This is a genomic window from Pseudomonas sp. zfem001 (genome assembly GCF_032621725.1).
GTDB lineage: Bacteria > Pseudomonadota > Gammaproteobacteria > Pseudomonadales > Pseudomonadaceae > Aquipseudomonas > Aquipseudomonas sediminis.
The window spans coordinates 826148-846423 of record NZ_JAVYJI010000001.1; the positions used below are offsets into that span (position 1 = coordinate 826148).

The following is a 20276-nucleotide window of genomic DNA, read 5'->3' on the forward strand; positions in this document are numbered from 1 at the left end:
GCCGGCCGGGCTACTGCACCGCCCCGCGGACTCAAGCTTTCGGGCACGTCCAAAAACTACTCTATGCTGCCACCGCCTGGGTTCTTAGCGCGGCCCTTTCGCCGGCAACTGCCAGCAGGCAATACCGAATTCGCCAAGCAGCTCCGCAGTTTCGCACAGCGGCAGACCGACCACTGCTGAATAGCTGCCCTGCAATCGGTTGACGAACACGGCCGCCAACCCCTGGATACCATAACTTCCCGCTTTGTCACATGGCTCGCCGCTGGCCCAGTACGCTTCGATTTCCGCCTCGCTGATAGGACGAAAGCTCACCTCACTGCTGACCACTCGCGCCGCCTCACGATCGCCACCGACCAGCGCCACGGCCGTCATCACCTGATGGCTACGCCCCGACAGGGCCTGCAGCATCGCACGTGACTCGGCGAAATCCGCTGGTTTACCCAGAATGCGTCCATCGAGCACCACAGCGGTATCGGCGCCCAACACCACGACATCCTTGCGCCCGCCCAAGGCGAGCAGACCGGCGCGCGCTTTCTCACGCGCCAAACGCTCTACATAGGCTGCCGCCGGCTCGGCTGGCAATGGATTTTCATCTATCGAGGCGATTTGCGTGACGCAAGGCACAGCGATCTGGGCCAGCAATTCACGGCGACGGGGCGAGGCGGAGGCCAGAAACAGCTCGGCCATGCGGGTATCTCCCTTGGCGAACCGCGGCCAGCCGTACAGCAGGCCGAGTTCAGTTGACGTTGAGGCGCAGGTGCAATCCACGCAGGATGACGCAGATCCAGGGCCACAGCAGGGCGCTGACCAGTGCTGGCAGGACGAAGGCCAAGGTTGGCGGACGGCTGCCGGTCAGGGCGTTGAGCCACAGTTGAACCAACTGGGCGAGACCGAACACCACCATCAGCACCATGCTCTGCTGCCACATGGGAAACATGCGCAGGCGCTGATGCAGGCTCAGCACCAGGAAGGTGATCAGGGTGAGGATCAACGCGTTTTGCCCAAGCAGCGTGCCGAGCAGCACATCCTGCGCCAAACCAAGCACCCAGGCAGTGGTCAGGCCAACCCGGTGCGGCAGCGCCAGCACCCAGTAGGTGAGAATCAAGGCGACACACAGCGGACGGCCGACCTGCATGAACTCGAGCATCGGCGCCACGCTGAGCAGCAGCGCGAAGGCCAGGGTCAGCCAGATCACCCAGCCATTACGGGACCTTACACCGACCATCAGTTCGCCTCCTGTGCGGGCGTGTCCGCGGCCGGAGCGACGCTCGACTCTGGCGCCTGCTCACCTTGGGTACGTTCCTGTTCAGCCTCGCGGTCGGCGGCCTCCTGAGCCTGGGCCGAATCGGTGGCACGCTGCTCGGGACTGCGACGGTCGGAGAACACCAGCAGCAGGTAACGGCTGCGATTGAGCGCCGCGGTCGGCGTGGCGCGAACGATGGCGAATGGTTGGCCGGAGTCGTGGATGACTTCCTTGACCGTGGCGACCGGATAGCCGGCGGGAAAACGCTGGCCCATGCCGGAGCTGACCAGCAGATCGCCTTCCTTGATATCGGCGGTATCGGCGACGTGACGCAGTTCGAGGCTCTCCGGGTTGCCGGTGCCGACAGCGATGGCACGCAGGCCGTTACGGTTGACCTGCACCGGAATGCTGTGGGTGTTGTCGGTAAGCAGCAGTACGCGCGAGGTATAGGGCATGACTTCCACCACCTGCCCCATCAGACCACGGGCATCGAGCACCGGCTGACCGAGGAACACGCAGTTTTTCTTGCTCTCGTCGACGCAGTCCTTCTCACCCTTGTCGATCAGGATGCGGTGCGTGTAGGGGTTGGGGTCGACGCCGATCAGCTCGCTGACCAGCACCTCCTCGTCCACCAGCGCGGCGGAGTTGAGCAGCTCGCGCAGGCGCACGTTCTGCTCGGTGAGGGTCGCCAGCTTCTGCAGGCGGCGTTGCAGTAACAGGGCTTCGGCCTTGAGCTTTTCGTTTTCGGCCATCAGTTCGCTGCGCGAAGAGATTTGCTGGGTCGCGCCTTCCCAGGCCCGCACGGGCATTTCGGCCAACTCGTACAAAGGCGTCAGCACCATACCCATCATGCTACGCACAGGTTTGAGCGCATCGAAGCGGGCATCGACCACCATCAGCACTGCCGACAGGACGGCAAATACCAGCATGCGAATGCCCAGCGAGGGACCTTTGGCGAAGAGCGGCTTAATGAGCAGCTCCTTGTGCGCCACGAGGGCGAAAAGCGCGCGAATTCATGCGAAGGACGAACCGGTCTGGCGAAGGTTGGGCCGAGTGTACTGCAATGCTCGAATATGCGCGTGCCGCCCGGAGGCGGCACGACAAGCGTCCACAGCCGTGGGACTCACTCGGTAGAGAGCAGGTCCATGGCATGGCGATCCATCATTTCAAGGGCCTTGCCGCCGCCGCGGGCGACGCAGGTCAGCGGGTCTTCGGCGACGATTACCGGCAGACCGGTTTCCTGGCTCAGCAGCTTGTCCAGGTCACGCAGCAGCGCGCCACCGCCGGTCAGCACCAGGCCGCGCTCGGCGATGTCCGAGGCCAGCTCGGGCGGCGATTGCTCCAGCGCACTCTTGACCGCCTGAACGATGGTCGCCAGGGATTCCTGCAGCGCTTCGAGGACTTCGTTGGAGTTCAGGGTAAAGCTGCGCGGTACGCCCTCGGCCAGGTTACGGCCGCGTACGTCGACTTCACGAATCTCGCCGCCCGGGTAGGCGGTGCCGATTTCCTGCTTGATACGCTCGGCAGTGCCTTCACCGATCAGCGAGCCGTAGTTGCGGCGCACGTAGGTGATGATGGCTTCGTCAAAGCGGTCGCCACCGACACGCACGGACTCGGCATAGACCACACCGTTCAGGGAAATCAGGGCGATCTCGGTGGTACCACCACCGATATCGACGACCATCGAACCGCGCGCCTCTTCGACCGGCAAGCCGGCACCGATGGCAGCTGCCATCGGCTCTTCGATCAGGAACACTTCGCGGGCACCGGCGCCCAGAGCCGATTCACGAATGGCGCGACGCTCGACCTGGGTAGATTTGCACGGCACGCAGATCAGCACGCGTGGAGAGGGCTGCAGAAAGCTGTTCTCGTGAACCTTGTTGATGAAGTACTGCAGCATCTTCTCGCAGACGCTGAAGTCGGCGATCACGCCATCCTTCATAGGGCGAATCGCGGAGATGTTGCCCGGTGTACGGCCGAGCATACGCTTGGCCTCGGTGCCGACAGCCACGACGCTCTTCTGGTTGCCGTGGGTACGAATGGCGACCACGGACGGCTCATTCAGGACGATACCGCGCTCGCGCACATAAATAAGGGTATTGGCAGTGCCCAGGTCGATCGACAGATCGCTGGAAAACATGCCACGCAGTTTCTTGAACATTAGGAAGGGACCCTAGGCAACGCGTGGGTGAAGGCCAGGCGCGGAAAACGCGCAGGTAAAAAGTGCGGCAAACTCTAACAACGGCAGGGATTTTGAGCAAGGCGGCAATATGGTAGATTGCCTGTTTTTCCGGGCCTTGTGGCTGCACATCGCGGCCTTTGACTGCTGGCTCGCGACATCCGTTCCCTGCAGCCGCTTACCGATGCCCTCTCTGTCACACTTCCACTGGAGAACCCCCGATGGCGCTTGAACGCTCCGAGGTGGAAAAAATCGCCCACCTGGCCCGCCTGGGTCTGAACGAAGGCGATATTCCGCAAACCACCGAGACCCTGAACAGCATTCTCGGCCTGATCGACCAGATGCAGGCGGTCGACACCCAGGGTATCGAACCCTTGGCCCACCCGCTGGAAGCCACCCAGCGCCTGCGTGCCGACGTGGTCACCGAGAGCAACCAGCGCGACGCCTACCAGGCCATCGCTCCGGCCGTGGAAAGCGGTCTGTACCTCGTGCCGAAAGTCATCGAATAAAAGGAAAAGGGTTCCCATGCATCAACTGACCCTCGCCGAGATTGCCCAAGGCCTCGCCGCCAAGCAATTCTCCGCCGAAGAGCTGAGCCGCAGCTTGCTGGCGCGCATCGCGCAACTCGACCCGCAGCTCAACAGCTTCATCACCGTCACCGAAGATCTGGCCATCGAACAGGCCAAGGCCGCTGACGCCCGCCGCGCCGCCGGTGAAAACGGTCTACTGCTCGGCGCGCCGATCGCGCACAAGGATCTGTTCTGCACCAACGGCGTGCTGACCTCCTGCGGTTCGAAAATTCTCACCGGCTTCAAGGCGCCCTATGACGCCACCGTGGTCGAGAAGCTGGCCGCCGCCGGCACTGTCACCCTGGGCAAGCTGAACATGGATGAGTTCGCCATGGGCTCAGCCAACGAATCCAGCCACTACGGCCCGGTGAAGAACCCCTGGGATACCAGCCGCGTACCGGGCGGCTCCTCGGGTGGTTCGGCAGCCGCCGTTGCCGCGCGCCTGCTGCCAGCCGCTACCGGCACCGACACTGGCGGCTCGATTCGCCAGCCAGCCGCGCTGACCAACCTTACCGGCATCAAACCGACCTACGGCCGCGTCTCGCGCTGGGGCATGATCGCCTATGCTTCCAGCCTCGATCAGGGTGGCCCGCTGGCTCGCACCGCCGAGGACTGTGCCCTGCTGCTCGGCGCCATGGCCGGCTTCGATGCCAAGGACTCCACCAGCGTCGATCAGCCGGTCGATGACTACCTGGCGGCGCTGGCCCAGCCGCTGGCCGGCCTGCGCATCGGCCTGCCCAAGGAATACTTCGGCGCAGGCCTCGATGCGCGCATCGGTGAGAAGGTGATGGCTGTGGTCGAGGAGCTGAAAAAGCTCGGCGCCACCGTCAAGGACATTAGCCTGCCGAACATGCAGCACGCGATCCCGGCCTACTACGTGATCGCGCCAGCAGAAGCCAGCTCCAACCTGTCGCGGTTCGACGGCGTGCGCTTCGGCTATCGCTGCGAAAACCCCAAAGACCTGCAGGACCTGTACAAGCGCTCGCGTGAGGAAGGCTTCGGCGCCGAAGTGAAGCGCCGCATCATGGTTGGCACCTATGCGCTGTCCGCCGGTTACTACGATGCCTACTACATCAAGGCCCAGCAGATCCGCCGGTTGATCAAGAACGACTTCGTCGCGGCCTTCAAGGAGGTCGACGTGATCCTTGGTCCGACCACGCCGAACCTGGCCTGGAAACTCGGCGAGAAGAACGCCGAGCCGGTGTCCGCCTATCTGGAAGACATCTACACCATCACCGCCAACCTGGCCGGCATTCCCGGCATGTCGATGCCGGCCGGCTTCGTCGATGGTCTGCCAGTAGGCGTGCAGTTGCTCGGCAACTACTTCCAGGAAGGCCGTCTGCTCAATGTCGCACACCAGTACCAGCAGGTCAGCGACTGGCACAAACAAGCACCGAGCGGCTTCTGAGGACGATAAAGATGCAGTGGGAAACAGTCATCGGGCTCGAGATTCACGCTCAGCTCAGCACCCAATCGAAGATTTTCTCGGCCAGCGCCACCACCTTTGGCGCTGAGCCCAACACCCAGGCCAGCCTGGTCGACCTCGGCATGCCCGGCACCCTGCCGGTGCTCAACGCCGAAGCCGTGCGCATGGCCTGCCAGTTCGGCCTGGCCATCGATGCCGAGATCGCCGAGCGTAATATCTTCGCGCGCAAGAACTACTTCTACCCGGACCTGCCCAAGGGCTACCAGACCAGCCAGATGGATCACCCCATCGTCGGCAAGGGTTTCCTCGACATCGCCCTGGAAGACGGCACCGTCAAGCGCATCGGCATCACCCGTGCGCACCTGGAAGAAGACGCCGGCAAGAGCCTGCACGAAGACTTCCAGGGCATGAGCGGCATCGACCTGAACCGCGCCGGCACGCCGTTGCTGGAAATCGTCTCCGAGCCGGACATCCGTTCGGCCAAGGAAGCGGTCGCCTACGTGAAAGCCATCCACGCCCTGGTGCGCTATCTGGGTATCTGCGACGGCAACATGGCCGAAGGCTCGCTGCGCTGCGACTGCAACGTGTCGGTACGCCCCAAGGGCCAGGCCGAGTTCGGCACCCGCGCCGAGATCAAGAACGTCAACTCGTTCCGCTTCATCGAGAAAGCCATCAACCACGAAGTTCAGCGTCAGATCGAGCTGATCGAGGACGGCGGCAAGGTGGTGCAGGAAACCCGCCTGTACGATCCGAACAAGGATCAGACCCGCTCCATGCGCAGCAAGGAAGAGGCCAACGACTACCGTTACTTCCCCTGCCCGGACCTGCTGCCGGTGGTCATCGAACGCAGCTTCCTCGACGAACTGCGCGCGGCCCTGCCCGAGCTGCCGCCGCAGAAGCGCGAGCGTTTCGAGGACCAGTACGCGCTATCGGCCTACGATGCCAGTGTATTGAGCGCCAGTCGCGAGCTGGCCGACTACTTCGAAGTGGTCGCCAAGACCTGTGGCGATGCCAAACTGGCCGCCAACTGGGTGATGGGCGAGCTGTCCAGCCTGCTCAACAAGGACAACCTGGAGATCGACCAGTCGCCGGTTTCCGCCGAGCAACTGGGCGGCATGATCCTGCGCATCAAGGACAACACCATCAGCGGCAAGATCGCCAAGATGGTCTTCGAAGCCCTGGCTGCCGGTGAAGGCGCAACGGCTGATGAAGTGATCGAGAAGAAGGGCCTCAAGCAGGTCACCGATTCCGGCGCCATCGAGAAGATGCTCGACGAAGTGCTGGCCGCCAACGCCGAACAGGTCGAGCAGTACCGCGCCAGCGACGAAGCCAAGCGCGGCAAGATGTTCGGCTTCTTCGTCGGTCAGGCCATGAAAGCCTCCAAGGGCAAGGCCAACCCGGGGCAAGTGAACGAACTGTTGAAGAAGAAGCTCGAAGGCTGAGCCGGACCGGCTCGCTTACGCTAGCTGCAACGACGCCGGGCTCGCCCGGCGTTTTTTTATGGAGTCCATGAACATGATGATCCGTAGCCCGGATGCAATCCGGGAACCTTCACTGCCCCGGATTTTATCCAGGCTACAGCCCCTTGCCCTGCTCGGGGCACTCGCCCTGCTCGGCGGCTGCTCCACCTTCGGCGGCGGCTCAGGCAGCAGCGAAACCGGCAAAGCCTCCTATTACGGTGACCGCCACCACGGCCAGCGCACCGCCAGCGGCGAACGTTTCGATCAGAACGCGCTGACCGCCGCGCATCGCACCCTGCCCTTCGGCACGCGGGTACGGGTGACCAACCTGAACAACGAGCGCAGCGTGGTGTTGCGCATCAACGACCGCGGGCCCTTCGTGCGCGGTCGCGTCATCGACGTTTCCCGCGCTGCTGCCGTGCGCCTCGATATGCTGCGCGCAGGCGTGGTGCCGGTCAGGGTCGAAGCACTGGACTGAGGAACAATTGGCAACAAAATCTTTCTGGCGCATCTAGCGGCCAATAATGCCATCGCTACACTAGCCGCACTTTTTTCGGAGCTACCCTGCAATGACCCTGATGACCTATGTCTACCTGATCGCCGGCCTGGTGCTGCTGGTTGCCGGCGCCGAGGTATTGGTACGCGGCGCCGCCAAGCTGGCCGCACAGTTCGGCATTCCGCCACTGGTGATCGGCCTGACCGTGGTGGCCTTCGGCACCAGCGCGCCGGAAACGGCAGTCAGCGTGCAATCGGCCTTCAACGGCAGTGGCGATCTGGCCATCGGCAACGTGATCGGCAGCAATATCGCCAACGTCCTGCTGATTCTCGGCGTGACTGCCCTGGTCGCACCGCTGGTCGTCTCGCGCCAGCTGATCCGCCTCGACGTGCCGATCATGATCGGCGCCAGCCTGGTCACCTTTGGCCTGGCCTGGGACGGCGAACTGAGTCGCCTCGACGGCACTCTGCTGTTCGGTGGCGTGCTGGCCTACACCGGCTTCCTGATCTACAGCGCGCGCAAGGACAAGGGCGGCGATGATGACGAATTCGCCAAGGAGTTCGGTCTCGACGAAGAGCCCAAACCCTACGCCTGGGCCGTCAACCTGGGCCTGATCATCGCCGGGCTGGTGCTATTGGTGGCAGGTTCAAACTTCCTGGTCGAAGGCGCAGTAACGCTTGCACGAGCACTGGGAATTTCGGAGCTGGTCATCGGTTTGACGGTTGTCGCTGTCGGCACGTCGCTGCCGGAGTTGGCCACCTCGATCCTGGCTGCCATCAAAGGCGAACGCGATATCGCCGTGGGCAATATCGTCGGTAGCAACATCTTCAACCTGCTCTGCGTGCTGGGTCTGGCCTCGATGGTTGCGCCGGCAGCCATTCCAGTAGCAGCCAACGCACTGGCCTTCGACTTCCCGGTGATGATCGCAGTAGCAGTAGCCTGCCTGCCGATTTTCTTCAGCGGCTACCGTATCAACCGCTGGGAAGGTCTGCTGTTCCTCGCCTACTACGTGGCCTACACCCTCTACCTGGTTATGTTCAGCACCGGCCGGCCGCTGGCTCAGACCTTCGGTGACGCGATGATCGGCTACGTACTGCCGCTTACCGCCATCACCCTGGTGATCATCGCCGGGCGCGCCTGGCACAAACAACGCGGCGAGCAGGTGTGAACATGAGCGAGAACCACGATCGCGGTCTGCAGGTGCGTCGTGAAGTGATGGGCGATGCATTCGTCGATCGCGCCCTGAACAATGCCACCGAGCTTACCCAGCCATTGCAGGACTTCGTCAACGAACATGCCTGGGGTGGCGTCTGGACACGCAGTGGCCTGCCGCGCGCGACACGTAGCCTGATCACCCTGGCTGCGCTGACCGCGCTGAAATGCCCGCAGGAACTCAAAGGCCATGTGCGTGGCGCGCTGAACAACGGCTGCACCGTCGAGGAAATTCGCGAAACTCTGCTGCACTGCGCGGTTTACGCTGGCGTTCCAGCCTGCATCGATGCCTTCCGCGCAGCGCAGGAAGTGATCGACGAGTGGCAGAACAACACCAGTTCGTAGGGTGTGCCGTGCGCACGCCATCGGTGCGCACCCTACACTGACTGGTGACCGCTTCCTCTAGATCCAGCCACCCCATTGCAACAGCAACAAACCGATGTTGGTGGCGACCACCGCCGCCAGGGTGGTGATGACGATGATGGCTGCCGCCAGCTCGTGGTTGGCGCCCATCGCGCGGGCCATGACGAAGCTGGCCGCCGCCGTCGGACTGGCGAAGTAGAGAAACAGGATCGCCAGATCCGCCCCGCGGAAGCCGAACAGCCAGGCGCCGAAGGTGCTCAGCAGCGGCAGCCAGACCATCTTCATCATGCCCGAACCGATGGCCGTGCCACTGCTGCGGCGCAACGAGGCCAGGCTCAGGGTGCCACCGATACAGATCAGCGCCAGTGGCAGGGTCATCTGCGCGAAGTATTCGGCCGAGGTCAGAAACCACTGCGGTAGCGGGATTTTCCAGTAGGCAATCGGTGCTGCCAGCAACACGCCAATGATCATCGGGTTGGTCACGATGCTGCGCGCGATGGCCTTGGCGCCTGGCTTCACGCCCGGACTGTAGATGGCCAGCACCACCGCCGAGAGCGGGTTGTAGCAAAGGATCACCAGTGCGGCGAGCAGCGAACCGACCGACAGGCCGTAGTCGCCGTACATGCTGGTGGCCAGCGCCAGGCCAACGATGCCGTTGTTGCCGCGAAACGCGCCCTGGGTGTAGATGCCACGATCCTCGAACGGTACCCGCCAGCTCGCCCAGGCCCAGGCGACGAAGAATGAGGCCACGGTGGCCACGAAGAAGTAGGTCAGCAACTGCGGCTGCAGGGCCGCATCCAGATCGGCCTTGACCACGCCGAGAAACAGCAGAGCCGGCATGGTGCCACGAAATACCAGGCTTGAAGCGGTGTCGATGAAAGGCGTATCGATCCAGCGCAGACGCTTGAGTACCACACCGAGAAACAGCATGGCGAACACGGGGGCGGTGATGGCGAGGGTTTGTGCAGCGACGGCGAACATGGCGACACCAGCAGGTTGTCTGACGACCTATGTTAGCTGGCTAAGCATTTATCTGCCACGGGCAAAAGCCGCGCCGCACCGCTGGTGGGCTGAAGCGGATCGCCGCCCGGCCTACCCTACCGGCCTATGCATGACTCGATCATCGGCAAAAGCCGCGCAACTGTAGGGTGGACCGGCCCACCCTACGGACCAGGCATGCCAAGGTTCAGCGGCGAACCGGGCGCTTCTGCAATTTGCGCTGCAGAGTCCGGCGGTGCATGCCCAAGGCACGGGCAGTGGCGGAGATGTTGCCTTCATGCTCGGCCAGCACGCGCTGAATGTGCTCCCACTGGAGACGGTCCACCGACATCGGATTTTCCGGCACCAGGCTATCCAGATCAGCATGCTGAGACAGTAGTGCAGTCAGCACATCATCGGCGTCAGCCGGTTTGCACAGGTAATTGGCCGCGCCGCGCTTGATCGCCTCGACGGCGGTGGCGATGCTTGAATACCCGGTGAGGATCACGACGCGCATCTCCGCGTCCAGCTCCAGCAGCTTCGGCAGCAGTACCAAACCGGAATCGCCCTCCATCTTCAGGTCGACCACGGCGTAATCCGGTAGGTCGTCCTTGGCCAGAGCCAGGCCCTCTTCGGCGCTGGAGGCGGTGGACACGCGCAAACCGCGGCGGCTCATGGCACGCGCCATCACGCGGGTAAAGGTGGGGTCGTCGTCGACCAGCAGCAGATGGGGTTGCTCTTCACCTTCGAACAGGGACTCGTCGCTCATGCTGGGTATTCCTTGTCAGGCCGCGCCATAGGCTCGCGGCAACTTCAATTCGGTGAGGGTGCCGCCTTCTTCATGGTTATACAACTTAACCGTACCACCGGCACGCGTCACACTGGCCTGGCTGAGGAACAGCCCAAGACCGAAGCCCTTGCCCTTGGTGGTGAAGAAGGGGCGACCAAGCTGCTCGGCGATGGCCAGCGGTACGCCGGCACCATGATCGCGAATGCTCAGACGCAGCCACTGATGATCCCAGTCCAGGCGGATATCGAGCTTGTCCGGGCAGGCATCGGCAGCGTTGTTGAGCAGGTTGAGCAGCGCCTGGGTGAGATCGGCCGGTGGCATGATGCGCGGCGGCGTACCACGGCCCAGGCACTGATAGCGGTAGCTGGCTTCCGGGCGCATCAGGTGCCAGCGATTGAGGGTGGTTTCCAACCATTCGACGCAGGACTGCTCGACCACTGCCTGACGCCGATCATTCTCGGCAGCACGCACCAGTTGCTGCAGGGTGTATTTGCACAACTTGACCTGCTCTTGCAGCAAGGCCAGGTCGTCCTGCAGCGCCGGCTTGTCACGGTATTCCTGGCGCAGCTCCTTGAGCAGCACGCTCATGGTGCCCAGCGGCGTACCCAGCTCATGCGCGGCGCCAGCGGCCTGAGTGGCCACGGCCAGCAGTTGCTGGTCGCGCAGGCTTTCCTCGCGGCGTTCGGCGCGCAGCTCGTCCTGGCGGCGCAGTTCCTCGGCCATCTTGGCAACGAAGAAGGTGATCAACGCAGCAGACAGGGCAAAGCTCAGCCACATGCCATAGACCAGCAGGCTCTCACGCGCCGCCGGCAACTCGAGTGGATGCGTCCACACCAGCAGCAATGTGTAGCCGGCCAGCGCCATACCGGCCAGGACGATGGTGAACATCCACGGCAGCGTTGCGGCGGCAATGGTCAGTGGCACCAGATAATAGGAAACGAAGGGGTTGGTCGAACCACCCGAGTAATACAGCAGCACGCTGTGGATGATCAGGTCGCAGCCCAGCTGCACGGCGTACTCGACCTCGGTCACCGGCCAGGGGCCGCGCAAGCGCAAGGCCGTGCCCAGGCACAACAGCAGAGAAACGCCGAGGGTGACCGACAACTGCAACCAGGGTAGCGGTAGCATGCCTGATTTGTAGGCGAGCCCGACCGAGCCCGCCTGAGCTGCCAGCACCAGAATACGGATAAGGGTCAGACGCCAGAGATTCTGGCGACTGGCGGACAATAACTGCACGGGTTCGAGCATGAAGACTCCCTTGACTGGGAGCGAGTATAACCAAGCCCGACGCGGCCTTCCGCCGCTGCGGCAACCGGACGCACACTTCGCCATAGCCCGCTCGGTGGGCAGGATGAAAAAAATTGCACGGCATTAACCCGGATCGCGACTCGCCTTCGTCTAACCTCGGGAAACGGCCACAAGGCCATCGAAAAAGGAACCGCACCATGCGCACCATGACCCGTATCGCCACCGCCCTCGCCCTCACCGCCGCCAGCCTGGCCAGCACCGGCCTGCTGGCCGCCGAGGCGCGTTACAACCAGATCGCCCTGCGCGCCGAGGTCAATCAGGAAGTGGCGCACGATCTGATGCACGTCACCCTCTATACAGAAGCGCAGCACAGCGACCCGGCCAAACTGGCCGCCGAGATCACCACTACCCTCAACAAGACGCTGGAGCAGGTGCGTCAGGTCAAGGGCGTGGCGGTCAAACTTGGCAGCCGCAACAGCTACCCGGTGTATGACGACAAGGGCCAGAAGATCACCGCCTGGCGCGAGCGCGCCGAGGTGCGCCTGGAAAGCGCTGACTTCGCCCGCTTGTCCACCCTCACCGGTGAATTGCTGCAATCGATGAAGATGGCCGGCATGGATTTCAGCATCGCCACCGACACCCGCAAAACCCGTGAAGATGCCATGCTCAAAGACGCCGTGAATGCCTTCAAGGCGCGCGCGCAACTGGCCACCGAAGCGCTTGGCGGCAAGGGCTACAAACTGGTCAGCCTGAACCTCAACACCGGTGGCTTCCAGCCGCCAATGGCCATGCGCAACTTCGAAGCCAAGGGCATGGCGATGATGGACTCAGCCCCCACACCGCAAATCGAAGCCGGTACCAGCCAGGTCACGGTCAGCGCCGATGGCGTCATCGAAGTGCAGATGCCCTGAACCACGCTCCGCAACAAAGCAGCGCCGTTATCGCCAGATAACGGCGTTTTGCCATCTTTTCTCTGCAACTTTTTCATAAATGCGACAGCAAATTACAGCGCTGTAGCGCTAACCATTTTCCCCACGGCGCCCCTCTTGCCTCAGGCACAAGGCCTGCATAGTTTCGTTGGTGGTTTCTACAAGAGACTCCTCAAGGACCACAACCACAACAACGATGAGGTCAAGATGCGCAAGAACGCCGTTATCCAGGCTTTACTTACCGCTGGGCTGATCGCCAGCGCCCCCCTCGCCAGCGCCGCCAACCTGGTGTTCTGTTCCGAAGGTAGCCCGGCCGGTTTCGACCCAGGCCTGTACACCACCGGAACCGATTTCGACGCCGCCGCGGAAACCATCTTCAACCGCCTGACCCAGTTCGAGCGCGGCGGCACCAAGGTCGAGCCCGGCCTGGCGCAAAGCTGGGAAGTGTCCGACGACGGCCTGACCTACACCTTCAAGCTACGCCCCGGGGTGAAATTCCACACCACCGAGTACTTCAAGCCCAGCCGTGAGTTCAATGCCGACGACGTGCTATTCACCTTTGGCCGCATGCTCGACAAGGACCACCCATTCCGCAAGGCGTACCCCACCGAGTTTCCCTACTTCACCGACATGGGCATGGACAGCAACATCGCCAAGCTGGAGAAGCTCGATGACATGACCGTGCGCGTCACCCTCAACGAAGTGGACGCCGCCTTCGTGCAGAACCTGGCGATGAGCTTTGCCTCGATCCAGTCCGCCGAGTACGCAGACCAGTTGCTCAAAGCAGGCAAGGCCGCTGACATCAACCAGAAACCCATCGGCACCGGCCCCTTCGTATTCAGCCGCTACCAGAAGGACGCGGTGATCCGTTACAAGGGTAATCAGGACTACTGGAAGCCCGAGGATGTGAAGGTCGACAACCTGATCTTCGCCATCAATACCGACTCGTCCGTGCGCATGCAGAAACTGCGTGCCGGCGAGTGCCATGTCACCCTGTTCCCGCGCCCGGCCGACATCGCCTCGCTGCAGCAGGACGCCAAGCTGAAGATGCCCGAGCAGGCCGGCTTCAACGTCGGCTACATCGCCTACAACGTTACCCACCCACCGTTCGACAAACTGGAAGTGCGCCAGGCGCTGGATATGGCGGTAAACAAGCAGGCAATTCTCGACGCCGTTTACCAGAACGCCGGGCAGTTGGCCGTCAACGGTATGCCGCCGACCCAGTGGTCGTATAACGAAGACATCAAGGACCCTGCCTTCGATCCGAAAAAAGCCAAGGAGCTGCTCACAGCTGCAGGCGTCAAGGAAGGTACCGAGATCACCTTGTGGGCCATGCCGGTACAGCGCCCGTACAACCCCAACGCCAAGCAGATCGCCGAGATCCTGCAGGCCGACTGGGCCAAGATCGGCATCAAGGCGCGCATCGTCACCTACGAATGGGGCGAATACCTCAAGCGCGCCAAGGCCGGCGAGCACGACGCCATGCTGATCGGTTGGAGCGGCGACAACGGTGATCCCGACAACTGGCTCGGCACCCTTTATGGCTGCGACGCGGTCGACGGCAACAACTTCTCCAAATGGTGCTTCGAGGACTACGACAAGCTGGTCAAGGCCGCCAAACGCACCACCGACGTAGCCGAACGCACCGAGCTGTACAAGCAGGCGCAGGTGATCCTCAAGCGCGAGGTGCCGATCACTCCGCTGGCCCACTCCACCGTGTACCAGCCGATGCGCAAGGAAGTGCAGGACTTCCGCATCAGCCCGTTCGGCATCAACTCGTTCTATGGTGTAGGTATCGGCAAGTAACAATCTGCATCGGCGCCCTTGAAGGGGCGCCGATTGCAGGACGGTCAACCAGGAGCCAGCATGCCTACCTTTCCCCTTCTGCGCGGCAGTCTGCTGTTTACCGCGCTGCTTGCCGCGCAGGCCCAGGCGGCCAACCTGGTGGTCTGCAGCGAAGCCAGCCCGGAAGGGTTCGACATCGTTCAATACACCGCAGCCACCACCGCCGATGCAACGGCAGAAACCCTGTTCGAACGCCTGGTGGACTTCGCCCCCGGCAGCACCGAAATCGTCCCGGCATTGGCAGAAAGCTGGGAAATAGCCGATGACGGTCTGAGCTACACCTTCACCCTGCGCCAAGGAGTGAAGTTCCACGCCAACCAGGACTTCAGCCCGACTCGCGAGCTCAATGCCGATGACGTGCTATGGAGTTTCCAGCGCCAGCTCGACCCGGCACATCCCTGGCACAAGCTGTCGCTGCGTGGCTTCCCTTATGCCGAGGCCATGGGCCTGGCGCAACTGATCGAGAGCATCGACAAGCTCGACGAGCATCGTGTGCGCTTCGTCCTCAAACACCCGGAGGCGCCCTTCCTGGCCAACCTGGCCATGGGCTTCGCCTCGATCTATTCGGCCGAGTATGCCGAGCACCTGCTCGCAACGAATACCCCCGAACGCCTGAACAATGCCCCCATCGGCACCGGGCCTTTCGTGTTCGAGCGCTATGCCAAGGACGCCCAGGTACGCTTTCGCGGCAACCCGGATTACTGGAATGGCGCACCGCAGGTCGAGCGCCTGATACTGGCCATCACCCCCGATCCCAACGTGCGCCAGCAACGGCTAAAGGCCGGCGACTGCCAGATCACCCTGTTCCCACGCCCAGTCGACATCCCGGCCATGAAGGCCGACCCGAAACTGCAAGTGCTGGAGCTGGATTCTCTGCTCACCGCCTATATCGGCATCAATACCCGTCATCCGCCGCTGGACGACGTGCGCGTGCGCCAAGCACTGAACCTGGCCTTCGACAAGGCCGCCTACATTCGCGCGCAGTATGGCGAAGGCAATGCCACGCCGGCCGTGGCGCCCTACCCAGCTACCCTGTGGGGCCACGACGACACGCTGCAGGACTGGCCGCACGATCCCGAACGCGCCCGCCAGTTGCTGGCCGAGGCCGGTCACACCGATGGCTTCGCCCTGTCGATCTGGACCCGCCCCGGTGGCGGACCAACCAACCCCAACCCTGGTATCGGCGCACAGATGCTGCAGGCCGATCTCGCCGCCATCGGCATTCGCAGCGATATTCGCGTGTTCGAGTGGGGCGAGCTGATCAAGCGCGCCAAGAACGGTGAGCACGACCTGGTATTCATGGGCTGGGCCGGTGACAACGGTGACCCGGACAACTTCCTCACCCCCAATCTGTCCTGCGCCGCGGCCGAGAGCGGCGAGAACCAGGCCGGGTGGTGCGACAAGACCTTCGATGCCCTGATCACCCAGGCACGCCGCGAACCCGAGCAAAGCAAACGCGCCGCGCTGTATCGCCAGGCCCTGACGATCTTCCATGAGCAGGCGCCTTGGATCGCCCTGGCCCACCCGAAACAGTTCGCAGCGTTGCGCAAGGGCGTCGAAGGCTTCGTACTCAGCCCAATGGGCTCGAACAACTTTTCCAAGGTGAGCGTGCCATGAGCAGCCATGGCCCGAGCCTGATGAAAGCGTCTACGAACCCGACCTAGGCGTGGTTAAACGCCCAGGCCGAAGGGGTCGTCCACCGAATGACTGGGCTGGGTAAACCAGCGCGGGCCAGCGGCGGTCATGTAGAAGTGATCTTCGAGGCGGATGCCGAACTCGCCCGGCACGCAGATCATCGGCTCGTTGCTGAAGCACATGCCCTCTGCCAACGGGGTGTCATCACCGCCGACCAGATACGGACCTTCGTGAATGTCCAGGCCGATGCCGTGCCCCGTACGGTGCGGCAAACCTGGCAAATTGTAGCCAGGCCCAAGCCCTGCCGCCTCCAGGCTATGCCGGGCTGCCGCGTCCACCGACGAACAGGGCGCCCCGAGCACGGCGGCGTCGAAGGCAGCTTGCTGAGCGGCTTTCTCCTTCTCCCAGAATTCGCGCTGACGCGCGCTGGGCGTGCCGAAAACGTAGCTGCGAGTGATGTCCGACAGGTAACCGTGAACCTTGCAGCCGGTGTCAATCAGTACCATGTCGCCGTCCTTGAGCCGCTGCGCGTGCTTGACCCCATGCGGAAAGGCACTGGCGGCGCCGAACAGCACGATGCAGAAGGTCGAGCCGAGCGTTCCGACCCGGCGGTGCGCCTGGTGGATGAACTCGGCAACTTCAGTGGTGCTGATACCTTCATGGAGGATGCTCGCAGCCGCCTTGTGCACTTCCAGGGTCATGTCCTTGGCGCGCTGCATCAGGGCGATTTCGGCTGGCGATTTGGATTGGCGACAGACCGTGGTGACGCTGCCGGCATCGACGAAGCGATAACCGCTGGTCAGTTGGCGAATGCCTTCAAACATGAAAAAAGGCAAAGAAGAACAAAGACCTACCTTCGGTTGCGCACCATCTTTGGGCAATTCCAGCAGACGCTTCAGGCAGTTCAGAAACAGTGCATAGGGGCTTTCGTGCTCTTGCCAGGTATTGATCACGCCAGGCACGACCTGAAAGTCGCGCACCGTGCCCTCCTCGAACGCCGGCGCCAGGTACTCCAGCGCACCGCTGGCCGACAGAATCGCCCCGACCATGCGTTCGCTGGGATGCCACTGCACGCCGGTGAAGTACTGCAGGTTGCTACCGGCAGCCAGAAACAGCGCGGCGATATCCTGCTCGCGCATCAACGCCTGAGCGCGGGTGATACGCGCCTGGTATTGCGCCTCTGTGATCGGCTCCGCGCCGGCCATCATGTTCTGCAGGCGCGCCAAGGCCTGCTCCGGCGTGCTGCCGCCCACTCCCAGTGTCATCTGCACATCCTCGTCTGGCGCCCACGACGACCATCGTCACCGGGCAATTCGATTGCGGCAAAATTTAAGTGCAACTTAAATTTTGGTCAAAACTTTTTTCAGTTGGACTTAAAAAGCTCGCCCGCACCGGGCTGAAGTCCCTGCACCTCATGGGTATACTGCGCGGACCCGAACAGCGAGCCACCTCCATGACCGCAGATCGCATTGGCGAACGCTTGCGCCGCTACCGGCGCGCCGCCGGCAAGACCCTCAATCAGGTAGCGGTAGACGCTGGTCTGACCGCCAGCTTCCTGTCCCAGGCAGAGCGCAACCTGACTGGCGTATCGCTGTCGTCGCTGGCGAGCATCGCCAAGTCACTGGATGTACCGCTCAATGTGTTGTTCGACCAACCCGCTCAGGCGCAGCCGGATTCCCACGTCAACGAGCGGGTGCGCTACACCGTAGGCGGCCAGTTGCTGGCCTACGAGCGCCTGTCCAGTTCATTTCCCGGCAACTCGATCAACGCGGTGAAGATGAACATTCCGGTGGGCTATCAGTCTGAACTGATCGCGCATGAAGGCGTGGAATTTTCCTACGTGCTCAGCGGGCAGATCGTCTACACCATCGAGGGTCGCGACTACCCCCTCGGTCCCGGCGACTCGGTGCATTTCGATGCCGGCAAGCTGCATCGCCTGGCCAATAACGCCGATGCACCAGCCGAAGTGCTGACCATGACCACCATGGCGCTTTTCGGCGATCACCCTGCCAGCGAGTGATTTTTCGCCCCAATTCAGGGCGAATATGCGCAATGTTAGTGCTGCTTAATTTTTGTTGACCGCAATTTCAGCATGACTTAATTTCGAGCCCGACCCGGTGGGCTACCCGCCTTCACCGCATTCCGAGCTCGCGCCATACCCAGGCGCGAACAAAAAGAAAAAGAGGTTCGCATGCGTATGTCCCCCCTGTGCAAGGCACTGCTCACCGCAGGCCTGCTCACCAGTGCTTCGTTCGCCCACGCCAATAACTTGGTGTATTGCTCCGAAGGCAGCCCGGGTGGTTTCGACCCCGGCCAGTACACCACCGGCACCGACTTCGATGCAGCCTCGGAAACCATCTTCAACCGCCTCGCCGAATTCGAGCGCGGCGGCACCAAGGCACAACCGTCGCTGGCCAGCTCCTGGGACATCAGCGAAGACGGCCTGACCTACACCTTCCACTTGCGCGAAGGGGTCAAGTTCCACAGCACCGACTACTTCAAGCCGACTCGCGACTTCAACGCTGACGATGTGCTGTTCACTTACCAGCGCATGCTCGATCGCAACCACCCGTTCCGCCAGGCCTACCCCAGCGAGTTTCCCTACTTCACGGACATGGGACTGGACAAGAACATCGCCAAGATCAAGAAGACCGACGACATGACCGTGGTCTTCACCCTCAATGCCGTCGACGCCGCCTTCGTACAGAACCTGGCGATGAGCTTTGCCGCAATACATTCGGCCGAATACGCCGACCAATTGCTCAAGGCCGGCAAGGCCGCCGAGATCAATCAGAAGCCCATCGGCACCGGCCCGTTCGTGTTCAGCCGCTATCAGAAGGACGCGGTGATCCGCTTCAAGGGCAACACGCAGTACTGGGCCCCGGAGCAGGTGAAGATCGACAACCTGATCTTTTCCATCAATACCGACGCCTCGGTACGTGCACAGAAACTGCGCGCCGGTGAATGCCACGTCACCCTCAACCCGCGCCCTGCCGACCTGCAGAGTCTGCAGGCCGACAAGAATCTCAATGTACCGACCGAGCCTGGCTACAACGTCGGCTACATCGCCTACAACGTCACCCGCGCGCCGTTCGACAAGCGCGAAGTGCGTCAGGCGCTGGACATGGCGGTGAACAAGGCCGCGATCATCGACGCCGTATACCAGGGCGCTGGTCAGTTGGCTGTGAACGGCATGCCGCCGACTCAATGGTCCTATGACGAGTCGATCAAGGATGCGGCCTACGATCCCGAAAAAGCCAAGGAACTGCTCAAGGCTGCCGGCGTCAAGGAAGGCACCGAGATCACCCTGTGGGCCATGCCCGTGCAGCGCCCCTACAACCCCAACGCGCGGCTGATGGCCGAAATGCTGCAAAACGACTGGGCCAAGGTCGGCATCAAGGCGCGCATCGTCAGCTACGAGTGGGGCGAATACATCAAGCGTGCCCATGCCGGCGAGCACGACGCCATGCTGATCGGCTGGACCGGCGACAACGGTGACCCGGACAACTGGCTCGGCACCCTGTACGGCTGCGCCTCGGTAGACGGCAACAACTTCTCCAAGTGGTGCGACAGCGAATACGACAAGCTGGTGGTCGCCGCCAAGCGCGTGACCGATCAGGAACAACGTAGCGAGCTGTATCGTCAGGCCCAGGTCGTACTCAAGCGCGAAGTGCCAATCACGCCGATCGCTCACTCCACGGTCTACCAACCGATGCGCAGCAGCGTCAAAGGCTTCCAGATCAGCCCCTTCGGCCGCAACAGCTTCATCGGTGTCAGCAACGACTGATAGCCCTTTGCGCGATCGCCGCTGCGCCGACTGCCGTTACGCGACCGCCCTCGAACGACGCCCCAGGCAAATGCCCGGGGCACGTCGTGGTCGAACAGCTAACCTGCAACATGTGC

19 protein-coding genes are annotated in these 20276 nt (G+C 62.5%); 11 read left to right on the forward strand and 8 right to left on the reverse strand.

Annotation, left to right across the window (positions count from 1 at the left end; all coding sequences use genetic code 11):
* Positions 1–84: 84 nt before the first annotated feature.
* The 4 genes from RTH74_RS04060 to mreB all read right to left on the reverse strand — a co-directional run bounded on the left by RTH74_RS04060 (position 85) and on the right by mreB (position 3404).
* The gene (locus RTH74_RS04060) at positions 85–687 is read right to left on the reverse strand and encodes a Maf family protein (protein ID WP_316913817.1); all 603 of its coding nucleotides are present in this window, start codon (positions 685–687) and stop codon (positions 85–87) included.
* A 49-nt stretch (positions 688–736) separates the two neighbouring features.
* On the reverse strand, positions 737–1225 hold the full coding sequence (gene mreD / locus RTH74_RS04065) for a rod shape-determining protein MreD (protein WP_099522498.1): 489 nt from the start codon (positions 1223–1225) through the stop codon (positions 737–739).
* On the reverse strand, positions 1225–2214 hold the full coding sequence (mreC, locus tag RTH74_RS04070) for a rod shape-determining protein MreC (protein ID WP_279432776.1): 990 nt from the start codon (positions 2212–2214) through the stop codon (positions 1225–1227). Before mreC ends, mreD begins: the two co-directional genes overlap by 1 nt.
* A 152-nt stretch (positions 2215–2366) precedes the next feature.
* Positions 2367–3404 carry a rod shape-determining protein MreB gene (gene mreB, locus RTH74_RS04075; RefSeq protein WP_013714086.1) on the reverse strand — a complete coding sequence of 346 codons (1038 nt, stop codon included), beginning with the start codon at positions 3402–3404 and terminating at the stop codon, positions 2367–2369.
* A gap of 239 nt (positions 3405–3643) precedes the next feature.
* Here mreB and gatC point away from each other — a divergent pair, with 239 nt between their 5' ends.
* The 6 genes from gatC (at position 3644) to RTH74_RS04105 (ending at position 8930) form a co-directional block, all read left to right on the forward strand.
* Positions 3644–3931, forward strand: a complete 288-nt coding sequence (gene gatC, locus RTH74_RS04080) for an Asp-tRNA(Asn)/Glu-tRNA(Gln) amidotransferase subunit GatC (protein ID WP_021488054.1) — start codon at positions 3644–3646, stop codon at positions 3929–3931.
* Between the two features lie 16 nt (positions 3932–3947).
* The gene (gene gatA / locus RTH74_RS04085) at positions 3948–5399 is read left to right on the forward strand and encodes an Asp-tRNA(Asn)/Glu-tRNA(Gln) amidotransferase subunit GatA (protein WP_316913818.1); all 1452 of its coding nucleotides are present in this window, start codon (positions 3948–3950) and stop codon (positions 5397–5399) included.
* Positions 5400–5410: 11 nt separating this feature from the next.
* A complete protein-coding gene (gene gatB / locus RTH74_RS04090; RefSeq protein WP_316913819.1) occupies positions 5411–6859 on the forward strand; it encodes an Asp-tRNA(Asn)/Glu-tRNA(Gln) amidotransferase subunit GatB in 1449 nt (482 codons plus the stop codon).
* A 73-nt stretch (positions 6860–6932) separates the two neighbouring features.
* On the forward strand, positions 6933–7355 hold the full coding sequence (locus RTH74_RS04095; RefSeq protein WP_125880057.1) for a septal ring lytic transglycosylase RlpA family protein: 423 nt from the start codon (positions 6933–6935) through the stop codon (positions 7353–7355).
* A gap of 91 nt (positions 7356–7446) precedes the next feature.
* Positions 7447–8541, forward strand: coding sequence for a calcium/sodium antiporter (locus RTH74_RS04100; RefSeq protein WP_316913820.1), 1095 nt, complete (start codon positions 7447–7449; stop codon positions 8539–8541).
* Positions 8542–8543: 2 nt separating this feature from the next.
* Complete coding sequence (locus tag RTH74_RS04105) at positions 8544–8930, forward strand: carboxymuconolactone decarboxylase family protein (RefSeq protein ID WP_316913821.1); 387 nt, start codon at positions 8544–8546, stop codon at positions 8928–8930.
* Between the two features lie 57 nt (positions 8931–8987).
* Here RTH74_RS04105 and RTH74_RS04110 read toward each other — a convergent pair whose 3' ends face one another.
* From RTH74_RS04110 to RTH74_RS04120, 3 genes are all read right to left on the reverse strand, one after another.
* On the reverse strand, positions 8988–9929 hold the full coding sequence (locus tag RTH74_RS04110) for an AEC family transporter (RefSeq protein WP_099522505.1): 942 nt from the start codon (positions 9927–9929) through the stop codon (positions 8988–8990).
* Positions 9930–10134: 205 nt separating this feature from the next.
* The gene (locus RTH74_RS04115; RefSeq protein ID WP_099522506.1) at positions 10135–10695 is read right to left on the reverse strand and encodes a response regulator transcription factor; all 561 of its coding nucleotides are present in this window, start codon (positions 10693–10695) and stop codon (positions 10135–10137) included.
* Positions 10696–10710: 15 nt separating this feature from the next.
* Complete coding sequence (locus RTH74_RS04120) at positions 10711–11964, reverse strand: ATP-binding protein (RefSeq protein ID WP_099522507.1); 1254 nt, start codon at positions 11962–11964, stop codon at positions 10711–10713.
* 197 nt (positions 11965–12161) lie between these two features.
* Between RTH74_RS04120 and RTH74_RS04125 the strand changes: the two genes are divergently transcribed.
* The 3 genes from RTH74_RS04125 (at position 12162) to RTH74_RS04135 (ending at position 16355) form a co-directional block, all read left to right on the forward strand.
* Positions 12162–12875, forward strand: coding sequence for an SIMPL domain-containing protein (locus tag RTH74_RS04125; RefSeq protein ID WP_099522508.1), 714 nt, complete (start codon positions 12162–12164; stop codon positions 12873–12875).
* A 225-nt stretch (positions 12876–13100) separates the two neighbouring features.
* Entirely contained in the window at positions 13101–14699 is a 1599-nt protein-coding gene (locus tag RTH74_RS04130; protein ID WP_316914312.1) for an ABC transporter substrate-binding protein, read from the forward strand.
* A 60-nt stretch (positions 14700–14759) separates the two neighbouring features.
* Positions 14760–16355, forward strand: a complete 1596-nt coding sequence (locus RTH74_RS04135; protein ID WP_316913822.1) for an ABC transporter substrate-binding protein — start codon at positions 14760–14762, stop codon at positions 16353–16355.
* A gap of 53 nt (positions 16356–16408) precedes the next feature.
* On the opposite strand, the gene RTH74_RS04140 is transcribed toward RTH74_RS04135, so the two are convergent.
* Positions 16409–17638, reverse strand: coding sequence for a Xaa-Pro peptidase family protein (locus RTH74_RS04140; protein ID WP_316913823.1), 1230 nt, complete (start codon positions 17636–17638; stop codon positions 16409–16411).
* Between the two features lie 188 nt (positions 17639–17826).
* Between RTH74_RS04140 and RTH74_RS04145 the strand changes: the two genes are divergently transcribed.
* Both RTH74_RS04145 and RTH74_RS04150 read left to right on the forward strand, forming a co-directional pair.
* Positions 17827–18393: a cupin domain-containing protein gene (locus tag RTH74_RS04145; protein WP_316913824.1), complete on the forward strand. Its 567-nt coding sequence runs from the start codon at positions 17827–17829 to the stop codon at positions 18391–18393.
* Positions 18394–18570: 177 nt separating this feature from the next.
* Positions 18571–20160 (forward strand): ABC transporter substrate-binding protein, encoded by a 1590-nt coding sequence (locus RTH74_RS04150; RefSeq protein ID WP_420713132.1) that lies wholly within the window; start codon positions 18571–18573, stop codon positions 20158–20160.
* The last annotated feature ends 116 nt before the right edge of the window (positions 20161–20276 follow it).

Bases quoted from the DNA above. Each gene is read 5' to 3' on its own strand.
- RTH74_RS04060 (WP_316913817.1), bottom strand. From the start codon at position 687: ATGGCCGAGCTGTTTCTGGCCTCCGCCTCGCCCCGTCGCCGTGAATTG.
- mreD (WP_099522498.1), bottom strand. From the start codon at position 1,225: ATGGTCGGTGTAAGGTCCCGTAATGGCTGGGTGATCTGGCTGACCCTG.
- mreB (WP_013714086.1), bottom strand. From the start codon at position 3,404: ATGTTCAAGAAACTGCGTGGCATGTTTTCCAGCGATCTGTCGATCGAC.
- gatC (WP_021488054.1), top strand. From the start codon at position 3,644: ATGGCGCTTGAACGCTCCGAGGTGGAAAAAATCGCCCACCTGGCCCGC.
- gatA (WP_316913818.1), top strand. From the start codon at position 3,948: ATGCATCAACTGACCCTCGCCGAGATTGCCCAAGGCCTCGCCGCCAAG.
- gatB (WP_316913819.1), top strand. From the start codon at position 5,411: ATGCAGTGGGAAACAGTCATCGGGCTCGAGATTCACGCTCAGCTCAGC.
- RTH74_RS04095 (WP_125880057.1), top strand. From the start codon at position 6,933: ATGATGATCCGTAGCCCGGATGCAATCCGGGAACCTTCACTGCCCCGG.
- RTH74_RS04100 (WP_316913820.1), top strand. From the start codon at position 7,447: ATGACCCTGATGACCTATGTCTACCTGATCGCCGGCCTGGTGCTGCTG.
- RTH74_RS04105 (WP_316913821.1), top strand. From the start codon at position 8,544: ATGAGCGAGAACCACGATCGCGGTCTGCAGGTGCGTCGTGAAGTGATG.
- RTH74_RS04110 (WP_099522505.1), bottom strand. From the start codon at position 9,929: ATGTTCGCCGTCGCTGCACAAACCCTCGCCATCACCGCCCCCGTGTTC.
- RTH74_RS04115 (WP_099522506.1), bottom strand. From the start codon at position 10,695: ATGAGCGACGAGTCCCTGTTCGAAGGTGAAGAGCAACCCCATCTGCTG.
- RTH74_RS04120 (WP_099522507.1), bottom strand. From the start codon at position 11,964: ATGCTCGAACCCGTGCAGTTATTGTCCGCCAGTCGCCAGAATCTCTGG.
- RTH74_RS04125 (WP_099522508.1), top strand. From the start codon at position 12,162: ATGCGCACCATGACCCGTATCGCCACCGCCCTCGCCCTCACCGCCGCC.
- RTH74_RS04130 (WP_316914312.1), top strand. From the start codon at position 13,101: ATGCGCAAGAACGCCGTTATCCAGGCTTTACTTACCGCTGGGCTGATC.
- RTH74_RS04135 (WP_316913822.1), top strand. From the start codon at position 14,760: ATGCCTACCTTTCCCCTTCTGCGCGGCAGTCTGCTGTTTACCGCGCTG.
- RTH74_RS04140 (WP_316913823.1), bottom strand. From the start codon at position 17,638: ATGACACTGGGAGTGGGCGGCAGCACGCCGGAGCAGGCCTTGGCGCGC.
- RTH74_RS04145 (WP_316913824.1), top strand. From the start codon at position 17,827: ATGACCGCAGATCGCATTGGCGAACGCTTGCGCCGCTACCGGCGCGCC.
- RTH74_RS04150 (WP_420713132.1), top strand. From the start codon at position 18,571: ATGTCCCCCCTGTGCAAGGCACTGCTCACCGCAGGCCTGCTCACCAGT.